This is a genomic window from Streptomyces sp. NPDC014734 (genome assembly GCF_043083325.1).
Classification (GTDB): domain Bacteria; phylum Actinomycetota; class Actinomycetes; order Streptomycetales; family Streptomycetaceae; genus Streptomyces.
On sequence record NZ_JBIBYN010000009.1, the window covers coordinates 109,245 to 127,923 of the forward strand.

Annotated in this window: 16 protein-coding genes; 7 read left to right on the forward strand and 9 right to left on the reverse strand. The window is 72.1% G+C overall.

The genetic code is table 11. The features are described from left to right. Positions 1 to 27 precede the first annotated feature (27 nt). Both ACF1CT_RS16825 and ACF1CT_RS16830 read left to right on the forward strand, forming a co-directional pair. The gene (locus ACF1CT_RS16825) at positions 28 to 360 is read left to right on the forward strand and encodes a DUF6479 family protein (RefSeq protein ID WP_391784592.1); all 333 of its coding nucleotides are present in this window, start codon (positions 28 to 30) and stop codon (positions 358 to 360) included. A gap of 166 nt (positions 361 to 526) precedes the next feature. After that, positions 527 to 1,345 (forward strand): VOC family protein, encoded by an 819-nt coding sequence (locus ACF1CT_RS16830; protein WP_391784593.1) that lies wholly within the window; start codon positions 527 to 529, stop codon positions 1,343 to 1,345. Between the two features lie 22 nt (positions 1,346 to 1,367). Here ACF1CT_RS16830 and ACF1CT_RS16835 read toward each other — a convergent pair whose 3' ends face one another. After that, complete coding sequence (locus ACF1CT_RS16835; protein WP_391784594.1) at positions 1,368 to 1,919, reverse strand: DUF6328 family protein; 552 nt, start codon at positions 1,917 to 1,919, stop codon at positions 1,368 to 1,370. 219 nt (positions 1,920 to 2,138) lie between these two features. Here ACF1CT_RS16835 and ACF1CT_RS16840 point away from each other — a divergent pair, with 219 nt between their 5' ends. Next, a complete protein-coding gene (locus tag ACF1CT_RS16840; RefSeq protein WP_391784595.1) occupies positions 2,139 to 2,528 on the forward strand; it encodes a VOC family protein in 390 nt (129 codons plus the stop codon). A gap of 126 nt (positions 2,529 to 2,654) precedes the next feature. On the opposite strand, the gene ACF1CT_RS16845 is transcribed toward ACF1CT_RS16840, so the two are convergent. The 6 genes from ACF1CT_RS16845 to ACF1CT_RS16870 all read right to left on the reverse strand — a co-directional run bounded on the left by ACF1CT_RS16845 (position 2,655) and on the right by ACF1CT_RS16870 (position 8,055). Then, a complete protein-coding gene (locus ACF1CT_RS16845) occupies positions 2,655 to 3,152 on the reverse strand; it encodes a GNAT family N-acetyltransferase (protein ID WP_391784596.1) in 498 nt (165 codons plus the stop codon). Positions 3,153 to 3,214: 62 nt separating this feature from the next. Continuing rightward, a complete protein-coding gene (locus ACF1CT_RS16850; RefSeq protein WP_391784597.1) occupies positions 3,215 to 3,616 on the reverse strand; it encodes a DUF1992 domain-containing protein in 402 nt (133 codons plus the stop codon). Positions 3,617 to 3,826: 210 nt separating this feature from the next. Beyond that, positions 3,827 to 4,624, reverse strand: coding sequence for a tyrosine-protein phosphatase (locus ACF1CT_RS16855; RefSeq protein ID WP_391784598.1), 798 nt, complete (start codon positions 4,622 to 4,624; stop codon positions 3,827 to 3,829). 143 nt (positions 4,625 to 4,767) lie between these two features. Next, positions 4,768 to 6,714: an ABC transporter permease gene (locus ACF1CT_RS16860; RefSeq protein ID WP_391784599.1), complete on the reverse strand. Its 1,947-nt coding sequence runs from the start codon at positions 6,712 to 6,714 to the stop codon at positions 4,768 to 4,770. A 99-nt stretch (positions 6,715 to 6,813) separates the two neighbouring features. After that, a complete protein-coding gene (modA, locus tag ACF1CT_RS16865; RefSeq protein ID WP_391784600.1) occupies positions 6,814 to 7,608 on the reverse strand; it encodes a molybdate ABC transporter substrate-binding protein in 795 nt (264 codons plus the stop codon). A 51-nt stretch (positions 7,609 to 7,659) separates the two neighbouring features. Further along, entirely contained in the window at positions 7,660 to 8,055 is a 396-nt protein-coding gene (locus ACF1CT_RS16870) for a molybdopterin-binding protein (protein ID WP_391784601.1), read from the reverse strand. A 204-nt stretch (positions 8,056 to 8,259) separates the two neighbouring features. On the opposite strand from ACF1CT_RS16870, the gene mutA reads away from it, so the two are divergent. From mutA to rho, 4 genes are all read left to right on the forward strand, one after another. Next, positions 8,260 to 10,125, forward strand: a complete 1,866-nt coding sequence (gene mutA / locus ACF1CT_RS16875) for a methylmalonyl-CoA mutase small subunit (protein ID WP_391784602.1) — start codon at positions 8,260 to 8,262, stop codon at positions 10,123 to 10,125. Beyond that, entirely contained in the window at positions 10,125 to 12,326 is a 2,202-nt protein-coding gene (gene scpA, locus ACF1CT_RS16880) for a methylmalonyl-CoA mutase (protein ID WP_391784603.1), read from the forward strand. The genes mutA and scpA overlap by 1 nt, the downstream gene beginning before the upstream one ends. A 12-nt stretch (positions 12,327 to 12,338) precedes the next feature. Then, positions 12,339 to 13,358, forward strand: coding sequence for a methylmalonyl Co-A mutase-associated GTPase MeaB (meaB, locus tag ACF1CT_RS16885; RefSeq protein ID WP_391784604.1), 1,020 nt, complete (start codon positions 12,339 to 12,341; stop codon positions 13,356 to 13,358). 489 nt (positions 13,359 to 13,847) lie between these two features. Further along, positions 13,848 to 15,005 carry a transcription termination factor Rho gene (gene rho / locus ACF1CT_RS16890; protein ID WP_391784605.1) on the forward strand — a complete coding sequence of 386 codons (1,158 nt, stop codon included), beginning with the start codon at positions 13,848 to 13,850 and terminating at the stop codon, positions 15,003 to 15,005. 155 nt (positions 15,006 to 15,160) lie between these two features. Here the strand turns inward: rho and ACF1CT_RS16895 are convergent, their stop codons facing one another. Together ACF1CT_RS16895 and ctaD are read right to left on the reverse strand one after the other, a co-directional pair. Beyond that, a complete protein-coding gene (locus ACF1CT_RS16895; protein WP_391784606.1) occupies positions 15,161 to 16,522 on the reverse strand; it encodes an NAD(P)/FAD-dependent oxidoreductase in 1,362 nt (453 codons plus the stop codon). A gap of 177 nt (positions 16,523 to 16,699) precedes the next feature. Next, a complete protein-coding gene (gene ctaD / locus ACF1CT_RS16900; protein WP_391784607.1) occupies positions 16,700 to 18,427 on the reverse strand; it encodes a cytochrome c oxidase subunit I in 1,728 nt (575 codons plus the stop codon). Positions 18,428 to 18,679 lie beyond the last annotated feature (252 nt).

The window sequence follows — 18,679 nt, forward strand, 5'->3', positions numbered from 1 at the left end:
GGCTCTCCCCCGGGGTATCCGGGAGGCATGGACGTATCGAACGGAGATCTCGGTTCACTTGCCCTGTTCCTCGCCGACGGGCGGGGTGCCATCGGCGCGGTGCTGGGCGTCATCGGAATCGCGCTGGTGGCCATGCTGATCGGCGCCTTCTGGCTGGGCAAGCGGCGCAGGGCCCAGGAACTGCCGCCACCGCGCCCCGACGAGCAGCCGCCGCACCCCGACCATCGCAGCCATGTCGAGGAACGCGATGTGCACGGCGACGACAGTTTCCCGGCCGACGGCAGGGGCCTGTCGCCCTACGAGCTCGGGGACCACGGGAACGAGGCCATCCACCGGGAGACCGGCGAACAGCGCGACTGACCCCGTCGGGGCACGGCACGGGAGCCCGCCCGGCCGGCTCCCGGCGCGGACCCGCGGCGCGCGGGGGCGCCGCGTGTTGCGGGTGCGTTCGCCCGCGGTGAGGCTGGTGTGGCCCCGACGGCCGCGGGTACGCGCGGGCCGCACCACCGATGGAGGCAGTGGGACCATGACCGCAAGCCGTCCCGGGGCGGTGTCGATGCCGGCGCCGCTGACCGGGTCCGCAGCACCCTGCTGGGTCAATCTCATGACCCGCGACCTGGAATCGGCGCAGCACTTCTACGCCGCCGTGCTGGGCTGGAGCTTCCGACCGGGCAGGCTGGGACAGGAGTTCTCCGTCGCACGCCGCGGGGACGTGCCGGTGGCCGGTATCGGCGCGGTGGCGACCGCCTACCGCGTGGCCGTGGCGTGGACCCCCTATTTCGCGGTTTCCGACGCCGACGCGGCGGCGTCGCGCATCCGCGAGCGCAGCGGGACGGTCGCGGTGGGACCGCTCGCGCTCGGGAAGGGGCGCGGCGCACTGGCGGCGGACCTCGACGGCGCGGTGTTCGGCATCTGGGAGCGCACCGAGCCCGCGACCTCGCCACCCGCGCCGGACGGCCACTCGCACGCCTGGCTGCGCCTGCACACCAGGAACGCCTTCGACGCCGCGATCTTCTACGGCGGGGTGCTGGACTGGGCGAGCGGGCGCCCCGGGTGCTGTGAGGTGTCCTACGAGAAGGACGAGGTCATCGTCGACTGCGGGGGGCGCAGGCTGGCCCGGATCAGCTCCGGCGCGGTGGAGGCCGCCCCCGACCCGCTGGTCCGCCCGCACTGGCAGGTGCACTTTCCCGTCGCCGACCTGGACGCCTCGGTGGAGGCGGCCCGGAGGCACGGCGGCTGCCTGGTGGAACGGCGCCCGCTGGGGGACGGCGGCGAGGCGACCCTGCTCGACCCGGACGGCGGGCTCTTCACCGTCACGGACGTCCAGGGCCCCGACGCGACCTGAAACGGAACGTCCCGCACCATGGTCACCTTCTGCGCTCGCGCGGAGGGCCGGGCCGCCCGGGCAGCCGCGCGGACGAGGAACGGGCCAGCAGCCAGACAGGAAGGACGAACCAGCAGGTCAGGAACCACAACGCCATCGCGCCGACCAGCCACGGGACGAGCGCGTCGTGCAGCGCGACCCGCAGGATGAGCAGCAGCGCCGAGCACATGGTGCAGAACAGCAGGACGAGCCCGACCAGGGTGAGCCGGGCCGCCATGGTGACCATCTGCGGCTTGAGCCTCCGTCCGGCGAGCAGACGGTGGTACGAAACCGGACCGATCAGCGCGGCGGCGGTGGCGGATCCCAGCATCACCGTGACGACGTAGATGGCCCGGTCGGTGTCCGACAGTTCGGCGAAGCGTGGCTGGAAGACGACGGCGAGCAGGAGGCCGAAGAGGATCTGGACGCCCGTCTGGGCGACCCTCAGTTCCTGGAGCAGTTCGGTCCAGCGCCGGTCCGCACGTTCGTCGGGTGTCTCGTGATGGTCCGTGCCGGGGCCGCCGGAACCGCGGGAAGAACGAGAGGGCGAGCTCACTGTCGGGCCCCATCCGGATGCGGAGAGTACGTGAGGTCACCCTACGGGCCGCCGGACCGCTGCGGCCGGAACCGCGTCGAGCGGTCCGGATCCGTCTCCGGCCGGATCACGGCCACTTGACGGCGCGGCCTAGAATTCCGAGTACGGCATCGCGCGCCGGTCACCGGCCCGGTGAAGGTGTGGAGGTGCCCGGGAGATGCCTGCTGGAGGCATTCCGCCATGTCAGTCGAGTTGAACCACACCATCGTCCACGCCCGGGACAACCGCGAGTCCGCCGGATTCCTCGCGGACATACTGGGGCTGGAAGTCGGTGACGAATGGGGCCCGTTCATACCCCTCGCCACCGCGAACGGGGTCACCCTGGACTTCGCGACCGTTCCCGAGGAATCGATCATCACGCAGCACTACGCCTTCCTCGTCTCGGAGGCGGAGTTCGACACCGCGTACGCCCGCGTCAAGGAACTCGGGATCACGTACTACGCGGATCCGCACCAGAAGCGTCCGGGCGAGATCAACCACAACGACGGCGGCCGGGGCGTGTACTTCCCCGATCCCGTCGGTCACATCATGGAGATCATCACGCGCCCGTACGGGGGCTTCCCCGCGTGACGCGCACGACACCGTAGCGCGCACGACACCGGACACGTCACGGCGCGGCGGGGCACGGCACGCGGGGATCGGGCACGGGGACGGGGTCCGGCGAGGGCCTGCGGCCCGCTCCGGCCGCCCCACGTGTCACGCCCCCCGGCCGACCGGCAGCAGCAGCTCGGGCCGGTCCCACATCACGGCGGGCGGGGCGGCGGCGAGCGTGCCGGTGCGCCGGGCGCCCACGCTCCGGTAGAAGCCCTCGGCGGGCGGATGCGAGACGACGCGTACTCCGGTCAGGCCGGCGCTCCGCGCCTCGTCGCGCAGGTGTCCGATGAGCAGTCGCCCCACGCCGAGCCCCTGCGCGTCGTCGGCGACGAACATGAGGTCGAGCTCCGGCGGGGCGAGGATCAGCGCGTAGAAGCCGAGGATCCGATCGGTGTCGGTCCCGACGGCGGCGAAGACCCTGTGGTGCTCGATGTAGTCGGGTCCCACCCGGTATCCGGCGACCATGGCCGCATAGTGCCCCTCGTAGGCACGGGACGTCCTGACCAGCCGGGTGAGCCGACGGGCGTCCCGTGCGGTGGCACGCCTGATCCACACACCTCCGTGCGTTCCGCCGATCGGATGCGTAATGCTCGGTTCCATACAGCGAGTATTACGCATCGGTCGCGGTCGCGATCACCCGCCCGGCCCCACCGGGCACCCGGTCACGACGGACGCGCCGCGCGCCACTCCTCGACCACGGCGTCGATGTCGAACGGCCCGAGGTTCAGCAGGGGCCCGGGCGGCGGCATTCTGAGGGCGGCGTCGATCTTCTCGTTGACCTCGGTCAGCATGCGCCGCACCTCGGCCTCCGTCCGCGCCCCGAGGGCGGCCTCGCGCACGTCCTCCGCCTCCTTGCGCAGCGCCAGTGCGGGCGGGAGCACCGATACGCCTTCCCGCTGCATCTTCCCCTTGATCCACCAGTTCTCGTCGTAGGGGGCCGCGATGCTTTCGAGCGGCTTGCCGAACCCCGGCAGCTTCGACATGTCGCCGTTCCGCTCGGATTCGCGAATCTGCTTGTCGACCCAGGATTCGAAACTCATGCCCGCAGGCTTGCGTTCGGTCAACGCACTCCCCTTCCGGAGGATTCGTGGTCCTGCTTTCACGATACCCGCGGCCTGCCGGACCACCTCAGCAGGCGCCCAGGCGGCGGCACTTGGGCGCCCCGCACACGGGTATGCGGTCCGCCGGGAACATGACGGGGACCCGTCCCCCGGCACCCGGCCCGGCGGCAAGCGCCACGGAGCGGGGCCCGCCCCGGACGGGCCGCGATCCGCTCAGAGGGACATCACGAGCCCGTGCCGCAGCCGTTCCACCGCCGCCGGCGACATCCGCATCCCGTCGCGCACATACCCCTCCAGCCCACCCCAGCGCTCGTCCATGGCGTCGAGCGCCATATCGAGGTACCGGGGGCGGACCTCGTCGATCGCGGCCGCGATCCCCGGATCGCCGCCCGCGTCGAGGAAGCCCTGCACATACGGCGCCCGGGCGTCCCGCCCGGACCGGTTCACCGCCAGGAACTCGGCCCGTACCGCCTCCCGTGACGCCCCGACCAGCATGAGGAGCAGCGCGGCGGCCCAGCCGGTGCGGTCCCTGCCGTTCGCGCAGTGGAACAGCACCGGGCGGGCTCCGCCGTCGGCGACCGTCTCCACGAGGGCCCGGTAGGCCGCGGCGGCGGACGGCGAGAGGACCATCCGCCGATAGGTCTCGGCGAACAGTTCCTCCGCCCCGCCGTTTCCCAGCAGCCGCTGGGCAAGGGCCGGATCGGCGAGCAGCGCGCGCAGCCGGGCGGGAGTGACGCCCGGGTTGTCGCCGAGCACGTCGGCGACGAACAGCCGCGCGCCGGGGGGCAGCCGGTCGGGAGCCGCCGCCCGTTCGTCGGCGGTGCGCAGATCCACGACGGTGCGGATGCCGAGCGCGGCCACCGCCGCGTCGCGCTCCACGTCCAGCCCGGCGAGCGCGCCGGAGCGCAGCACGAGCCCCGGGCGCACGCACCGGCCGGGGCCCAGGGTGATACCGCCCAGGTCCCGCAGATCGACGACGGTGGAAGCCGGGACGGCCCTGGCGATGTGCATGATGAACTTCCCCTTCGCCCGGCACGCTTACGAAATGATCAGATATGACCGTTTCAAACGTTGCATGCGGTCGGGGATTCGACAAAGGAAAACGCCGCAGGAGCGCCGATCGGGTCCGGCGCGGAAGAGGGACGGCCGCTCCGTCACAGGCCGACGACGGTGACCTCGGTCGCCTTGACCCCGGCCCATACGGCCGCGCCCTCGCCGAGCCCCAGCTCGGTCGCCGCCTCGGGGGTGATCTCGGCGACCAGGTCCGGCACCTCCGGGGAGTCGATCACCAGCCGGATCCGGCTGCCCACGACGGTGAGTTCGCGCACCGTCCCGGGCCAGACGTTGCGGGGGCTCCCCCCGGGCCGGTCGCGATGCACGGACACCGCCTCGGGCCCGATGACCGCGAGGGCCGCCGTCCCTTCGGCGAGCGGGTCCGCGACGACCAGCCTGCCGCCGTCCGCGAGGCGGAGCGTGCCGTCGGCGGCGGCGGTACCCGGCCAGGCGTTGCGGCCGAGCATCCGGGCGACCCAGGGCGAGCGGGGATGGCGGGCGACCTCGGCCGGCTCGGCGTACTGGAGGACGTGCCCCTCCTCCAGCACGAGTACCCGGTCGGCGAGCGACACGGCCTCGACGGGGTCGTGGGTGACGATCAGGCAGACACCCCCGAACCCGGCGAGATGGGTGCGCAGGGTGTGACGCACGTGCGCGCGGGTGGTCTGGTCGAGGGCGGCGAGCGGCTCGTCGAGCAGAAGCAGGCGGGGGCGGGTGGCCAGCGCCCGCGCCAGCGCGACGCGCTGGGCCTGGCCGCCCGAGAGCTGGGCGGGACGACGCCGGGCGAGCCGGCCGACCCCCAGCCGGTCGAGCCACTGCTGGGCCCGGTGTCGGGCCTCGGCCCGGGGCACGCCGCGGGCCCGGAGTCCGTACGCCGTGTTCGTCAGCGCGCTCAGCTGGGGGAACAGGGCACCGCTCTGCGGCACCCAGGCCACGTGACGGCGGTGCGGCGGCAGCGCGGTGACGTCCCTGCCGCCGAGACGCAGCAGCGCCCGGGAGCGCGGGGTGAGGCCCAGGAGGGCACGGAGCAGGGTCGTCTTGCCGGCCCCGTTGGGGCCGACGACGGCGATCGTCGTCCCGGGGTCGGCGTCGAGGGTCAGCCGGTTGAATCCGGTGACGTCGGCGTGGAGCGCGCAGGGCTCCCACGGGGCCGGGGCCCGGTCGGGGCCCGTGTCCGGGGCGGTGGCCGGGCCCGTGCCGCCGGTGTCGTCCGTCGTGGGCCCGATGACGCGGGAACGGTCGCGGGGGGTGCCGGTCCACCGTCCGCGCAGGGCGACGAGCACGGTCATGGCGATGGCGAGCAGCAGGAGCGAGACGGAGGTGGCGGCCTCCGGCGACTCCTGGAGCAGCAGGTAGACCTGGAGGGGCAGCGTCTGGGTGGTGCCGGGGAGGTTGCCCGCGAAGGTGATGGTGGCACCGAACTCGCCGAGCGCCCGCGCCCAGGTGAGCGCCGCCCCGGCGGCGAGTCCCGGGGCGACCATCGGGAGCGTGACCGTGAGGAAGACCCGCAGCGGTGAGGCTCCCAGGGAGGCCGCGGTCTCCTCGTACGAGGGCCGGAGCCCGGCGAGTGCCCCTTCGAGACTGATGACGAGGAACGGCATGGCGACGAAGGTGGCGGCGACCACCGCGCCCGAGGTGTGGAACGGCAGGGTGATGCCGAAGGTGTCCTCCAGCCAGGGACCGAGCAGTCCCCGGCGGCCGAAGCCGAGGAGGAGCGCCACTCCCCCGACGGTCGGCGGCAGCACCATCGGCAGCAGGACCAGCGAGCGCACCAGCGCCTTGCCGGGGAAGTCCACCCGGGCCAGCAGCCAGGCCAGCGGCACCCCGAGCAGGAGCGAGAGGCCCAGGGCCCAGAACGAGACGAGCAGGGACAGCCGCAGGGCCTGGGTGACCCCCGGCGCGGTGAGATGGGTACCGAGATCGGACCAGGAGGTGCGGGCCAGGATGCCGATCAGGGGCATCAGCAGGAACGCGACCGCGAGGAGCGCGGGCAGCGCCAGGACGACGGGGGCGCGTGCGCCGGGCGGACGGCTGCGGAGGGCTCTCATCGGGGTTCCCGGGGTCGGTTCGTGCGGGGTGCCGTCCCGTCCCGGACGGGGGGCGGAACGGCACCGGTGCGGGAGCGCGGTGTGCGCGCGGGAGGGGCGCTACGGCTGCTGGAAGCCCGCGGCCCGCAGGATCTTCTGGGCCTCGGGGCCGCCGAGCCAGGTGACGAACGCCTTGGCCGCGTCGGCGTGCGCGGACTGCCGCAGGGTGGCCGCCGGGTAGGAGGCGACGGCGTTCTGCGCGTCGGGGATGTCGATGGCGTCGACCTTGCCGGTGGCCGTGGCGGCGTCCGTCTTGTAGACGATGCCCGCGTCGGCCTCGCCCAGTTCGACCTTGCTGAGCACGGCACGGACGTTGGGTTCCTGGGAGACCGGCTTGACGGTGAGTTTCTGCGCGTCCAGGACCTGCTTGCTGTACCGGCCGACCGGGACCTCGGGGGCGGCCAGGACCACCTTCAGGTCGCCCCTGGTCAGGTCCTTCAGGTTCGTGATCTTCTCCGGGTTGCCCTCCCCGGTGGCGATGACCAGACGGTTCCTGGCGATGACGGTCGGGGTGCCGGTGTCGGACTTCAGCCCGTCCATCGTCTTCGTGTCCGCGGTGACCAGGGCGTCGGCGGGCGCGCCCTGCTTCACCTGGGCCGCGAGTTCCTGGGAACCGGCGAAGGAGAACGTCACCTTCGTGCCCGGGTGCGCCTTCTCGTACGCGGCGCCCGCGGTCTTGAAGACGTCGGTGAGCGAGGCGGCGGCCAGTACGGTCAGCCGGGCGCCGGAGGGCGCCGTGGCCGTGCCGGCGGACTCCTTCGTGTCGTCACCGCCCCCGCACGCGGCGAGCGGGAACAGCAGGGCGGCGGTCACCAGCGCGGCGGCGGTGCGACGCGTGGTGGAAACGGTCTTCATGATGTGGCCAGGGCTCCTTGGAGAAGGGTGCGCGTCGTGGGTGAGGCGTCGTCAGACGCGGTCGATGTGCACGCTGGTGGACTTCACGCGGGCGGTGGCCCGCATGCCGACCTCCAGTCCGAGTTCCTCGACCGCTTCGCGGGTGAGCAGCGACACCAGCCGGTGCGACCCCGCCTGGATCTCGACCTGGGCCGCGACGTCACCGAGCTTCACCCCGGTGACGATGCCCGGGAAGGCGTTGCGCGCCGAGGTGTACGAGGGTTCGTCCTCGTCCGCTCCGCCCTGGCCGACCTCGACGGCGAGGGCGGCGAGGTCCCGGCCGTCGATGAGCCTGCGGCCGCCCGCGTCGCGATGGGTCGCGACTCTTCCGGCGTCCGCCCAGCGGCGGGCCGTGTCGGGGCTCACCCCCAGCAGGCGCGCCGCCTGCCCGATCGTGTAGGACTGCATGTGCGCCAAGATATTCGGATTCTCCTGGCATCTACAATTCATCTGTTTGATTTATGGAGCATGTGCCATGCGGTCCGGAGGAACGTCCGAACGCCCGGCACACCCCCCGCGCGACCGAGCGTGAGGAACCGGACGCTCTCGGAGAGGGCAAGGTCACAGGGAGAGCCACTGCGGTGCGTGCGGGACCTGCCCTAGCATCTGGGCATGACGGTCCTGCCTGCCGACGGGCTTTCGTTGGCCGCCGATTTCCCGCACCCCTCCCACGACCAGTGGCAGCACCTCGTCGAAGGTGTACTGCGCAAGTCGGGCAGGGACGCCGCGGGTCCGGCCGCCGAGGAAGCGCTGTCCACCACGGTGGAGGACGGGCTCATCACCCGCCCCCTGTACACCTCGCGCGACAGCGCCCCCGATGCCGGATATCCGGGCTTCGCCCCGTTCACGCGCGGGGGCAGGGCGGAGGGCAACGCGACGGGCGGCTGGGACGTACGGCAGCGACACGCGCAGACGGATCCGGGCCGCCTCAACGAGGCGTTGCTCGCCGATCTGGAGAACGGCACCACGTCGCTGTGGCTGGCCGTGGGCGGCGTGGCCGGTGTGCCGGTGCCGGATCTGGCCCGGGCGCTGGACGGCGTCTATCTCGATCTGGCCCCGATCGTCCTCGACGCCGGGGACGAACTCGACGCCGCCGCCACCGAGTTGCTTCGACTCCACGCCGAGCGGGGTGTCGACGCGTCGGCCGTGCGCGGCAGTCTCGGCGCCGATCCGCTGGGGCGGGCCGCCCGCACCGGCGCCGACCCCGATCCGGAACCCGCGGTCCGCTGGGCGTCGCGGTGCGCCCGGGAGCATCCCGCGCTGCGGGCGCTGACGGTCGACGCGCTGCCGTACCACGAGGCGGGCGGCTCGGCCGCTCAGGAACTGGGCGCGTCACTGGCCACCGGCGTCGCCCTCCTGCGGGAGCTGACACGGGCCGGGCTGTCGGTCGAGGAGGCCTGCGCGCAACTGGAGTTCCGGTACGCGGCCACGGCCGACCAGTTCCTGACCATCGCCAAACTGCGGGCCGCGCGACGGCTGTGGGCCCGGGTGGCCGAGGTGTGCGGCGCGGCCGGGAGCGGGGCGCAGCGACAGCACGCGGTGACGTCCCCGGTGATGATGACGCGCCGCGATCCGTGGGTGAACATGCTGCGCACGACGCTGGCGTGCCTGGGTGCCGGGGTCGGCGGGGCCGACTCCGTCACGGTGCTGCCGTTCGACCACGCGCTGGGTCTGCCTGACGCGTTCGCCCGGCGGATCGCCCGCAACACCTCGACGATCCTGCTGGAGGAGTCGCATCTGGCCCGGGTGATCGATCCGGCGGGCGGTTCCTGGTACGTGGAACGGCTCACCGCCGAACTCGCCGACAACGCCTGGGCGTTCTTCCAGGACATCGAGCGGGCGGGCGGCCAGGCGGCGGCACTGCGCTCCGGGATGATCGGCGAGCGTCTCGCGGCCACCTGGGCGGCGCGCGGCAGAAATCTGGCCCGCCGCAAGGAGCCGGTCACCGGGGTGAGCGAGTTCCCGCAGCTCGCCGAGCGCCCGGTGGAGCGCGGGGCGGCGCCCGTCGAGCCGTCCGGCACGGCGGGCGGTGGCCTGCCCCGGGTCCGCCGCGACGAGGCCTTCGAGGCGCTGCGCGCCCGGTCGGACGCCCATCTCGCGGCCACCGGCCGACGGCCGAAGGTGTTTCTCGCCGCGCTCGGCCCGGCGGCGGCCCACACCGCGCGGGCGACGTTCGCCTCGAACCTGTTCCAGGCGGGCGGGATCGAACCGGTCCACGACCCGGTGACGGTCGACGTCTCGACGGCCGCCGACGCGTTCCGTGCCAGTGGCGCGACCGTGGCGTGTCTGTGCTCCGGCGACGCGCTCTACGCGGAGCGGGCCGAGGAGGTCGCCGCGGCACTGCGGTCGGCCGGTGCGCGGCAGGTGTTCCTCGCGGGCCGGCCCGCCGAGTACTCCGGCGTCGACACGTACGTCTTCGTGGGCTGCGACGTGGTGGCCGTGCTCTCCTCCGTTCTCGACCGTATGGGTGTGGCGTGATGCGTATCCCCGACTTCTCCGACATCGACCTCGGACCGGGCGGCGACGCCGGGGGATCCGAGGAGCAGTGGCGTTCCGCCGTGAAGGAGTCCTCCGGCAGCTCCGACGGCGACCTGCTGTGGGAGACCCCGGAAGGCATCCCGGTCAAGCCGCTGTACACCGGGCGCGACCTGGAGGGGCTCGACTTCCTGGGCACGTACCCGGGAATCGCCCCGTACCTGCGCGGCCCGTACCCGACGATGTACGTCAACCAGCCCTGGACGATCCGGCAGTACGCCGGGTTCTCCACCGCCGAGGAGTCCAACGCGTTCTACCGCCGCAACCTCGCGGCCGGGCAGAAGGGACTCTCCGTCGCCTTCGACCTGCCGACCCACCGCGGCTACGACAGCGACCACCCCCGGGTGACCGGTGACGTCGGCATGGCGGGGGTGGCGATCGACTCGATCTACGACATGCGTCAGCTGTTCGACGGCATCCCGCTGGACCGGATGTCGGTGTCGATGACGATGAACGGCGCGGTGCTTCCCGTGCTGGCGCTGTACATCGTGGCCGCCGAGGAGCAGGGCGTCGCGCCGGAGAAGCTGGCCGGGACCATCCAGAACGACATCCTCAAGGAGTTCATGGTCCGCAACACCTACATCTATCCGCCCAAGCCCTCGATGCGGATCATCTCCGACATCTTCGCGTACACCTCGCAGCGGATGCCGCGCTACAACTCGATCTCCATCTCCGGCTACCACATCCAGGAGGCGGGTGCGACGGCCGACCTGGAGCTGGCGTACACCCTCGCCGACGGGGTGGAGTACCTGCGGGCCGGGCGGGAGGCGGGGCTCGACGTGGACGCGTTCGCGCCGCGGCTCTCGTTCTTCTGGGCGATCGGCATGAACTTCTTCATGGAGATCGCGAAGTTGCGGGCGGCCCGGCTGCTGTGGGCCAAGCTGGTCGGGCAGTTCGAGCCGAAGAACGCCAAGTCCCTCTCGTTGCGCACCCATTCGCAGACGTCCGGTTGGTCTCTGACCGCGCAGGACGTGTTCAACAACGTGACCCGGACCTGTGTCGAGGCGATGGCCGCCACCCAGGGACACACCCAGTCGCTGCACACCAACGCGCTCGACGAGGCCCTCGCCCTGCCGACCGACTTCTCGGCCCGGATCGCGCGGAACACCCAGCTCCTGCTCCAGCAGGAGTCCGGTACCGGCCGGGTCATCGACCCGTGGGGCGGCAGCGCGTACGTGGAGAGGCTCACCCACGACCTCGCGCGCCGGGCCTGGCAGCACATCGAGGAGGTCGAGGCGGCGGGCGGGATGGCGCGGGCCATCGACGCGGGCATCCCCAAGCTCCGGGTCGAGGAGGCCGCGGCCCGGACCCAGGCACGCATCGACTCCGGACGCCAGCCGGTGATCGGGGTCAACAAGTACCGGGTGGAGAGCGACGAGCAGATCGACGTGCTCAAGGTGGACAACTCCTCGGTGCGCACCCAGCAGATCGAGAAGCTGCGCCGGCTGCGCGAGGAACGCGACGAGCGGGCCTGCCGGGCCGCGCTGCACGCGCTGACCGAGGCGGCCGGCCGGGCCCCGGGCCCGGGCCTCGAAGGCAATCTGCTGGCCCTGGCCGTCGACGCGGCGCGTGCGATGGCGACCGTGGGCGAGATCTCGGACGCCCTGGAGAAGGTGTACGGCAGGCACGCGGGCCAGATCCGTACCATCTCCGGTGTGTATCGCAACGAGACAGGCGAATCCCCTTCCGTGGAACGCACCCGGGCCCTGGTGGACCTGTTCGAGGAGGCCGAGGGGCGCCGTCCGCGCATCCTGGTCGCCAAGATGGGGCAGGACGGTCACGACCGCGGTCAGAAGGTGATCTCCACGGCCTTCGCCGACCTGGGCTTCGACGTCGACGTCGGCCCGCTGTTCCAGACGCCGGCCGAGGTGGCACGGCAGGCGGTGGAGGCGGACGTGCACATCGTGGGCGTCTCGTCGCTGGCCGCCGGGCACCTCACGCTCGTCCCGGCGCTCCGCGAGGAACTGGCCGCCGAGGGCCGCGAGGACATCATGATCGTGGTGGGCGGGGTGATTCCGCCGCAGGATGTCGAGGCGTTGCACGAGGCGGGGGCGGCGGCGGTGTTCCCGCCCGGCACGGTGATCCCGGACGCCGCGCACGATCTGGTCGCGCGGCTCGGTGCCGCGCTCGGCCACGAGCTGTGAGCCGCTGACCCGATGCCTCCGAAGATCGACATCGACAGCTACGTCAAGGGTGTGCTCGACGGGAAGCGGGCGTACGTCGCCCGTGCCATCACGCTCGTCGAGTCCACTCGCCCCGATCACCGCGCGCTGGCCCAGCAGTTGCTGCGCGAGCTGCTCCCGCACTCCGGCAACGCCCGGCGGATCGGGATCAGTGGTGTGCCGGGGGTCGGCAAGTCCACGTTCATCGACGCCCTGGGCACCATGCTCACCGGGCTCGGCCACCGGGTCGCGGTGCTGGCCGTGGACCCCTCCTCCCGCCGGACCGGCGGCTCGATCCTGGGTGACAAGACCAGGATGGAACGCCTCGCGGTGGACCCCGCCGCGTTCGTCCGCCCCTCCCCCACCGCGGGGACGCTCGGCGGGGTGGCCAAGGCGACCCGGGAGTCCGTCGTGGTGATGGAGGCCGCCGGGTACGACGTGGTGCTGGTGGAGACGGTCGGCGTCGGCCAGTCGGAGACGGCGGTGGCCAACATGGTCGACACCTTCCTGCTGCTGACTCTGGCCCGTACCGGCGATCAGCTCCAGGGCATCAAGAAGGGCGTCCTGGAGCTGGCCGACGTCATCGCGGTGAACAAGGCGGACGGCCCGCACGAGCGCGACGCCCGCGCCGCCGCGCGTGAACTGGCGGGCGCGCTGCGGCTGATGCATCCGGCGGACGCCGCCTGGACTCCCCCGGTCCTCACGTGCAGCGCCCGCGAGTCGGCCGGCCTCGACACCTTGTGGGAGCGGCTGGAGCAGCACCGCGGGCTGCTCGAATCGACCGGGCGGCTCACCGCGAAGCGGCGTGACCAGCAGGTCGACTGGACCTGGACGATGGTGCGGGACGAACTGCTGGAGAGTCTGCGCGCCCACCCCGGGGTCCGGGCACTGACTCCCGGACTGGAACAGCGGGTGCGGGACGGCGGGCTGACGGCCACGCTGGCGGCCGGGCAGATCCTTGACGCGTTCCGGGGCGTGCTCCCGGCGGAGGGCGACGGTCCGGCCGCGGACTGACGGGGCGCCGGGGCCAGCAACGACGCCCCGGCCCGGCCCATCGGCGGTGACCGTTCCCGCCGATGGGTTCCGGTGCCGTTCAGGCGGCCGTGGGCCGCGGATCGGGCGGGTGAGCGACCGCCGTGGGCGTCGGCCGGCGGGAACGCCGGTCCGGGCGGGGCCGCTCGTCCGGTCGGAGGCGGGTCACCGGCACGACGCCGGGCGGATATCGCGCACCGGTGACCGGCCATGCGCTCACGTGGTATGGTGCCACCGGCATCCTTTTCTTGCTTCTGGCCTCGATCCGAGGCTCCTGGTGCCGATCTCTTCTTCATCAGTTGCCGAGCCCGTTCCGTCGCGACCGGTGCTCCAACTTTTTCGCACACTTCGCCAGTCCGGTACGGGGCTCCGCCCTCCGGGCTTCTCCGCCCGTCGGCCGGGGGCGTGCTCCCCTCCGCCCTCCCGTCGTCCGGGCCCTTCATTCGCCATGTCCGCGAAAGGACCACCCGCATGACCAGCACTCTCGAACTCCCCGTAGAAACAAGGCAGTTGTCCGTCGATGTCAGCGGCCTCCTGGAGATCGCACCCCAGGGGCACGGCATACTGCGCGCCAGGGCCGACACCCCCTCCGCCGACGACGTGCGGGTGCCCGCCGAACTGATCCGCCGCCACCGCCTGCGCCGGGGCGACGCACTCGAAGGCGTCTGCGACCCGCCCCGTGTCCTGTCCGGGGTGGTACGGGTCAACGGCCGTTTCCCCGACACGTTGCGGGACCGCCCCCACTTCCGCGATCTCACCCCGCTCCACCCCCGGCAGCGACTGCGGCTGGAGACGCCCACCGGTGGCCCTGCGCCCCGGCTCGTCGACCTCGTCGCACCGATCGGCAAGGGGCAGCGCGGCCTCCTCGTGGCACCGCCGAAAGCGGGCAAGACGGTGCTGCTGCGGCAGCTGGCCGATGCCATTGCCGTCAACCACCCGGAATGCCTTCTGATGGTGGTGCTGGTGGACGAACGCCCCGAGGAGGTCACGGAGATGCGCAGGTCCGTGCGGGGCGAGGTGCTCGCCTCGACCTTCGACCGCCCCGCGCGGGAACACGTCGCCCTCGCCGATCTCGCCATCGAACGCGCCAAGCGACTGGTCGAGCAGGGCCAGGACGTCGTCGTGCTGCTGGACTCCCTGACCCGGCTGTGCCGCGCGCACAACAACGCGTCCGCCGGAAGCGGCCGCATCCTCAGCGGCGGCGTCGACGCCGCGGCCCCGCTCGGCCCCAAGCGGCTCTTCGGCGCCGCCCGTCTCACCGAGGAGGGCGGCTCCCTCACCATCCTCGCCACCGCGCTGGTGGAGACCGGCTCCCGCGCCGACGACTACTTCTTCGAGGAGCTGAAGGGCACCGGCAACATGGAGCTCCGGCTCGACCGCGCACTCGCGGACCGGCGCGTCCATCCGGCGGTGGACATCCAGGCCTCCGGCACCCGGCGCGAGGAACTCCTCTTGCCGGACGCGGAGTTGCGCGCGATACGCGGGCTGCGGCGCGCCCTGCTGTCCAGGAACGATCCGCGGGCCGCGCTCGAAACACTGCTGGGCCGACTGCGGCGCACCCCGGACAACGCGGCCTTCCTCCGCACGGTCCAGCTGACCGTGCCGCACGGCCGAGAGCCTGTCGGGTGACCTCCGGCCGGGCGTCCACGTCCTGGTGCGCACGCTTCCGGCGCCCCGGAACCGCACGCACCATGTCCCGTCCGCTTTCCGGCCGGAGGCCGGCCGGCAGGCCCTGGGCCCGCGCGAACCGGCTCCTCCGAACGACGGCGACAACGCCCCCGCGCTCAGGCTCCGGCGCGCAACGCCGCCGTGTGCTCACGGACTTGAATGGGTGTCAGATACGTGTCGGTGTACTCGAAGTCACGCAGTTTCGCCGGGTTGCGGGCCTGGAAACCGGTGCGTACGAAGTCGTCGCCGGCGACGGCGTTCAGCATCCAGTTGGTCAGGACCCGTGTCTTGGCGACGTTCGTCCGCAGTGCCGACCAGTGGTAGCCGCGCGCGACGGCCTGGGCGGCGAGCCCGTGCATCTCGAAGCCGACGGGTTTGGAGACCGCGTCCTTGCCGCCGAGGTCCACGACCAGGCCGAGGTCGTTGTGGACGTACGGCTTCAGCGGCTGGTGCCGCAGCGTGGCGATGAGGTTCTCCGCGAGCCGGCGCCCCTGGCGGGAGGCGTGCTGCGCGGTGGGCGGGCAGACCGCGCCGTCCCCCTTGCTCAGGTCCGGTACGGCCGCGCAGTCGCCGAGCGCGAAGATGCCGTCGAAGCCCGGCAGGCGCATCTCGGCGTTCACCGCCAGCCTGCCGCGCACCGTCTCCGCGTCGAAGGTGGACACCAGGGGGCTCGCGGCGACCCCGGCCGTCCAGATCAGCGTGCGGCAGGGCACCACCCGGCCGTCGGTGAACGTCACCTTCTCCGGACCGGCCTCGGCGACCGAGACGCCGAGCGACACCTCGATGCCGCGTGCGCGCAGCACCTCCAGGGCGCTGCGTCCGAGTTTGTCGCCGAGTTCGGGCATCAGCTTCGGGGCGATGTCGATGAGATGCCACTTGATCAGCCGGGGGTCGAGCCGGGGATAGTGCCTCACCGCGCTGGTGGTGAGGCGCTGGAGGCAGGCGGCCGTCTCGGTGCCCGCGTACCCGCCGCCGACCACGACGAACTGGAGGCGGGAGGCCCGTTCGTCCTCGTCGTGGCTGGCGTCCGCCAGGTCGAGCTGGGCGATCACGTGATCCCGTACGTACGCGGCCTCGGCGAGCGTCTTCATGCCCCGCGCGTTGTCGAGCAGGCCGGGGATGTCGAAGGTGCGGGTGACGCTCCCGGGGCTGAGCACGATGTAGTCGTAGGGTTCGTAGACGATCTCGTCGGTGATCTTGCGGATGACACAGATCTTCGCCGCGGGGTCCACACCGATGCCGCCACCCGGGATGATCCGGGTGCGGTGCCTGCGGCTGCGACGCAGCGACACGGCGACGGACTGCGGGGTGAGGACCCCCGCCGCGACCTGAGGCAGCAGCGGCAGGTAGAGCTGGTAGGAGAACGGGGCGACGAGCGCGATCTCCGCCTCGCCCGGGATGAGCCTGCGCTCCAGGCGCCGTACGCACTCCACCCCGGCGAAACCGGCGCCGACAACGAGAATCCTGGGTCGTGCCACAGTGTTCGTCCCTTCTGGGGCGTGCGCGGTCGTCCGTTCGCCTGCCTTTCGCACGCGCCCGTTCTTCCCATCTTCACGAGCCGTCCGCGACTTCGCCTGTTGGGGACGGCGGACGGACGACCCCGGCGGGAAGGCGGGTGGGCGCGCACGCGCTCCTTCCCGCCCTCGGGCGTCGCTCTACGGCCTGTCGCCCGGGGGCGGCGGCGCCGTACCGGTGTCGGGGCGGTTGACGGCTTCGTCCAGGGCGCGGACCGAGGGGTGGTGCAGGTCGAAGGCCGGGGATTCGGAACGGATCCGGGGCAGCGTGACGAAGTTGTGGCGCGGCGGCGGGCAGGAGGTGGCCCACTCCAGCGAGCGGCCGTAGCCCCACGGGTCGTCGACGCCGACGTTCCTGCCGTACTTGGCGGTCTTCCAGACGTTGTAGAAGAACGGCAGCATCGACAGACCGAGCAGGAACGAGCAGATTGTCGAGATGGTGTTCAGTGCGGTGAAGCCGTCCGCGGCCAGGTAGTCCGCGTAGCGGCGGGGCATGCCCTCGGCGCCCAGCCAGTGCTGCACCAGGAACGTGCCGTGGAAGCCCACGAACAGCGTCCAGAACGTGATCTTGCCGAGTCGCTCGTCCAGCATCTTGCCGGTGAACTTCGGCCACCAGAAGTGGAATCCGGCGAACATCGCGAAGACCACGGTGCCGAAGACGACGTAGTGGAAGTGCGCGACGACGAAGTACGAGTCGGAGACGTGGAAGTCCAGCGGGGGCGACGCCAGGATCACGCCGGTCAGGCCGCCGAAGAGGAAGGTGACCAGAAAGCCGATCGACCAGAGCATCGGTGTCTCGAAGGACAGCGATCCCTTCCACATCGTGCCGATCCAGTTGAAGAACTTCACCCCGGTCGGTACCGCGATGAGGAAGGTCATGAACGAGAAGAACGGCAGCAGGACTCCACCGGTCACGAACATGTGGTGGGCCCACACCGTGGCGGACAGTCCCGCGATGGCGATGGTGGCGCTGATCAGACCGATGTAGCCGAAGACCGGCTTGCGGCTGAAGACCGGGAGGATCTCGGTGACGATCCCGAAGAACGGCAGGGCGATGATGTACACCTCGGGATGGCCGAAGAACCAGAAGAGGTGCTGCCAGAGCAGCGCGCCGCCGTTGGCCGGGTCGAAGACGTGCGCGCCGAACTTCCGGTCCGCCTCCAGCACCAGCAGGGCCGCCGCGAGAACAGGAAAGGCCAGCAGCACCAGCACGGCGGTCAGCAGGACGTTCCAGACGAAGATCGGCATGCGGAACATCGTCATGCCGGGCGCGCGCAGGCAGATGATCGTGGTGATGAAGTTGACCGAACCGAGGATCGTACCGAAGCCGGAGAACGCCAGGCCCATGATCCACATGTCGCTGCCGATGCCGGGCGAACGGACCGAGTCGGTCAGCGGGGAGTAGGCGAACCAGCCGAAGTCCGCCGCGCCCTGCGGGGTGATGAAGCCGGCCACCACGATGAGCGAGCCGAGGAGGTAGGCCCAGTAGGCGAACATGTTCAGCCGCGGGAACGCCACGTCGGGCGCGCCGATCTGGAGCGGCATGATCCAGTTCGTGAACCCGGCGAACAGCGGCGTCGCGAACATCAGCAGCATGATCGTGCCGTGGATCGTGAACGCCTGGTTGAACTGTTCGGGCGAGACGATCTGCAGGCCCGGGCGGGCCAGCTCGGCGCGCATGACCAGGGCCAGCACTCCGCCGACGACGAAGAAGGCGAACGACGTGATCAGGTAGAGCGTGCCGATCGTCTTGTGGTCGGTGGTGGTCAGCCACTTGATGACGACGTTTCCGCGCTCCCCGGCATGGACCGGAAGCTCGTTCGCGTACGCCTCGTCCTCGTCGGCCGCTCCTGCTGTGCCCGTCGTCACCGGGACGCTCCTTCGGTTGTCGTTCGCGGGCGGGCCGAGCACCGGCCGGGGCGTCCACCCCCACCTGGCCGGCCGCCGGGCCGCTCCCGCGCGCGTCGGGCCAGATCCCAGGTGCAGCAAACCAGCCGCCGTGGGGGCGGGGGGGGCCCCCGCCCCCCGCCCCCCCCCCCCCCCCCCCCCCCCCCCGCCCCGGGCCCCCCCCCCCCCCGGGGCCCCCGCCGTGGAAGGGATCCACCAGCACCCGTTCCGACG

What these genes read in the sequence shown, in the direction of transcription:
- modA (WP_391784600.1), bottom strand. Translation starts at nt 7,608, where the DNA reads ATGAAGACCGTTTCCACCACGCGTCGCACCGCCGCCGCGCTGGTGACC.
- ACF1CT_RS16825 (WP_391784592.1), top strand. Translation starts at nt 28, where the DNA reads ATGGACGTATCGAACGGAGATCTCGGTTCACTTGCCCTGTTCCTCGCC.
- ACF1CT_RS16860 (WP_391784599.1), bottom strand. Translation starts at nt 6,714, where the DNA reads ATGAGAGCCCTCCGCAGCCGTCCGCCCGGCGCACGCGCCCCCGTCGTC.
- mutA (WP_391784602.1), top strand. Translation starts at nt 8,260, where the DNA reads ATGACGGTCCTGCCTGCCGACGGGCTTTCGTTGGCCGCCGATTTCCCG.
- rho (WP_391784605.1), top strand. Translation starts at nt 13,848, where the DNA reads ATGACCAGCACTCTCGAACTCCCCGTAGAAACAAGGCAGTTGTCCGTC.
- ACF1CT_RS16840 (WP_391784595.1), top strand. Translation starts at nt 2,139, where the DNA reads ATGTCAGTCGAGTTGAACCACACCATCGTCCACGCCCGGGACAACCGC.
- meaB (WP_391784604.1), top strand. Translation starts at nt 12,339, where the DNA reads ATGCCTCCGAAGATCGACATCGACAGCTACGTCAAGGGTGTGCTCGAC.
- scpA (WP_391784603.1), top strand. Translation starts at nt 10,125, where the DNA reads ATGCGTATCCCCGACTTCTCCGACATCGACCTCGGACCGGGCGGCGAC.
- ACF1CT_RS16830 (WP_391784593.1), top strand. Translation starts at nt 527, where the DNA reads ATGACCGCAAGCCGTCCCGGGGCGGTGTCGATGCCGGCGCCGCTGACC.
- ACF1CT_RS16855 (WP_391784598.1), bottom strand. Translation starts at nt 4,624, where the DNA reads ATGCACATCGCCAGGGCCGTCCCGGCTTCCACCGTCGTCGATCTGCGG.
- ACF1CT_RS16845 (WP_391784596.1), bottom strand. Translation starts at nt 3,152, where the DNA reads ATGGAACCGAGCATTACGCATCCGATCGGCGGAACGCACGGAGGTGTG.
- ACF1CT_RS16870 (WP_391784601.1), bottom strand. Translation starts at nt 8,055, where the DNA reads ATGCAGTCCTACACGATCGGGCAGGCGGCGCGCCTGCTGGGGGTGAGC.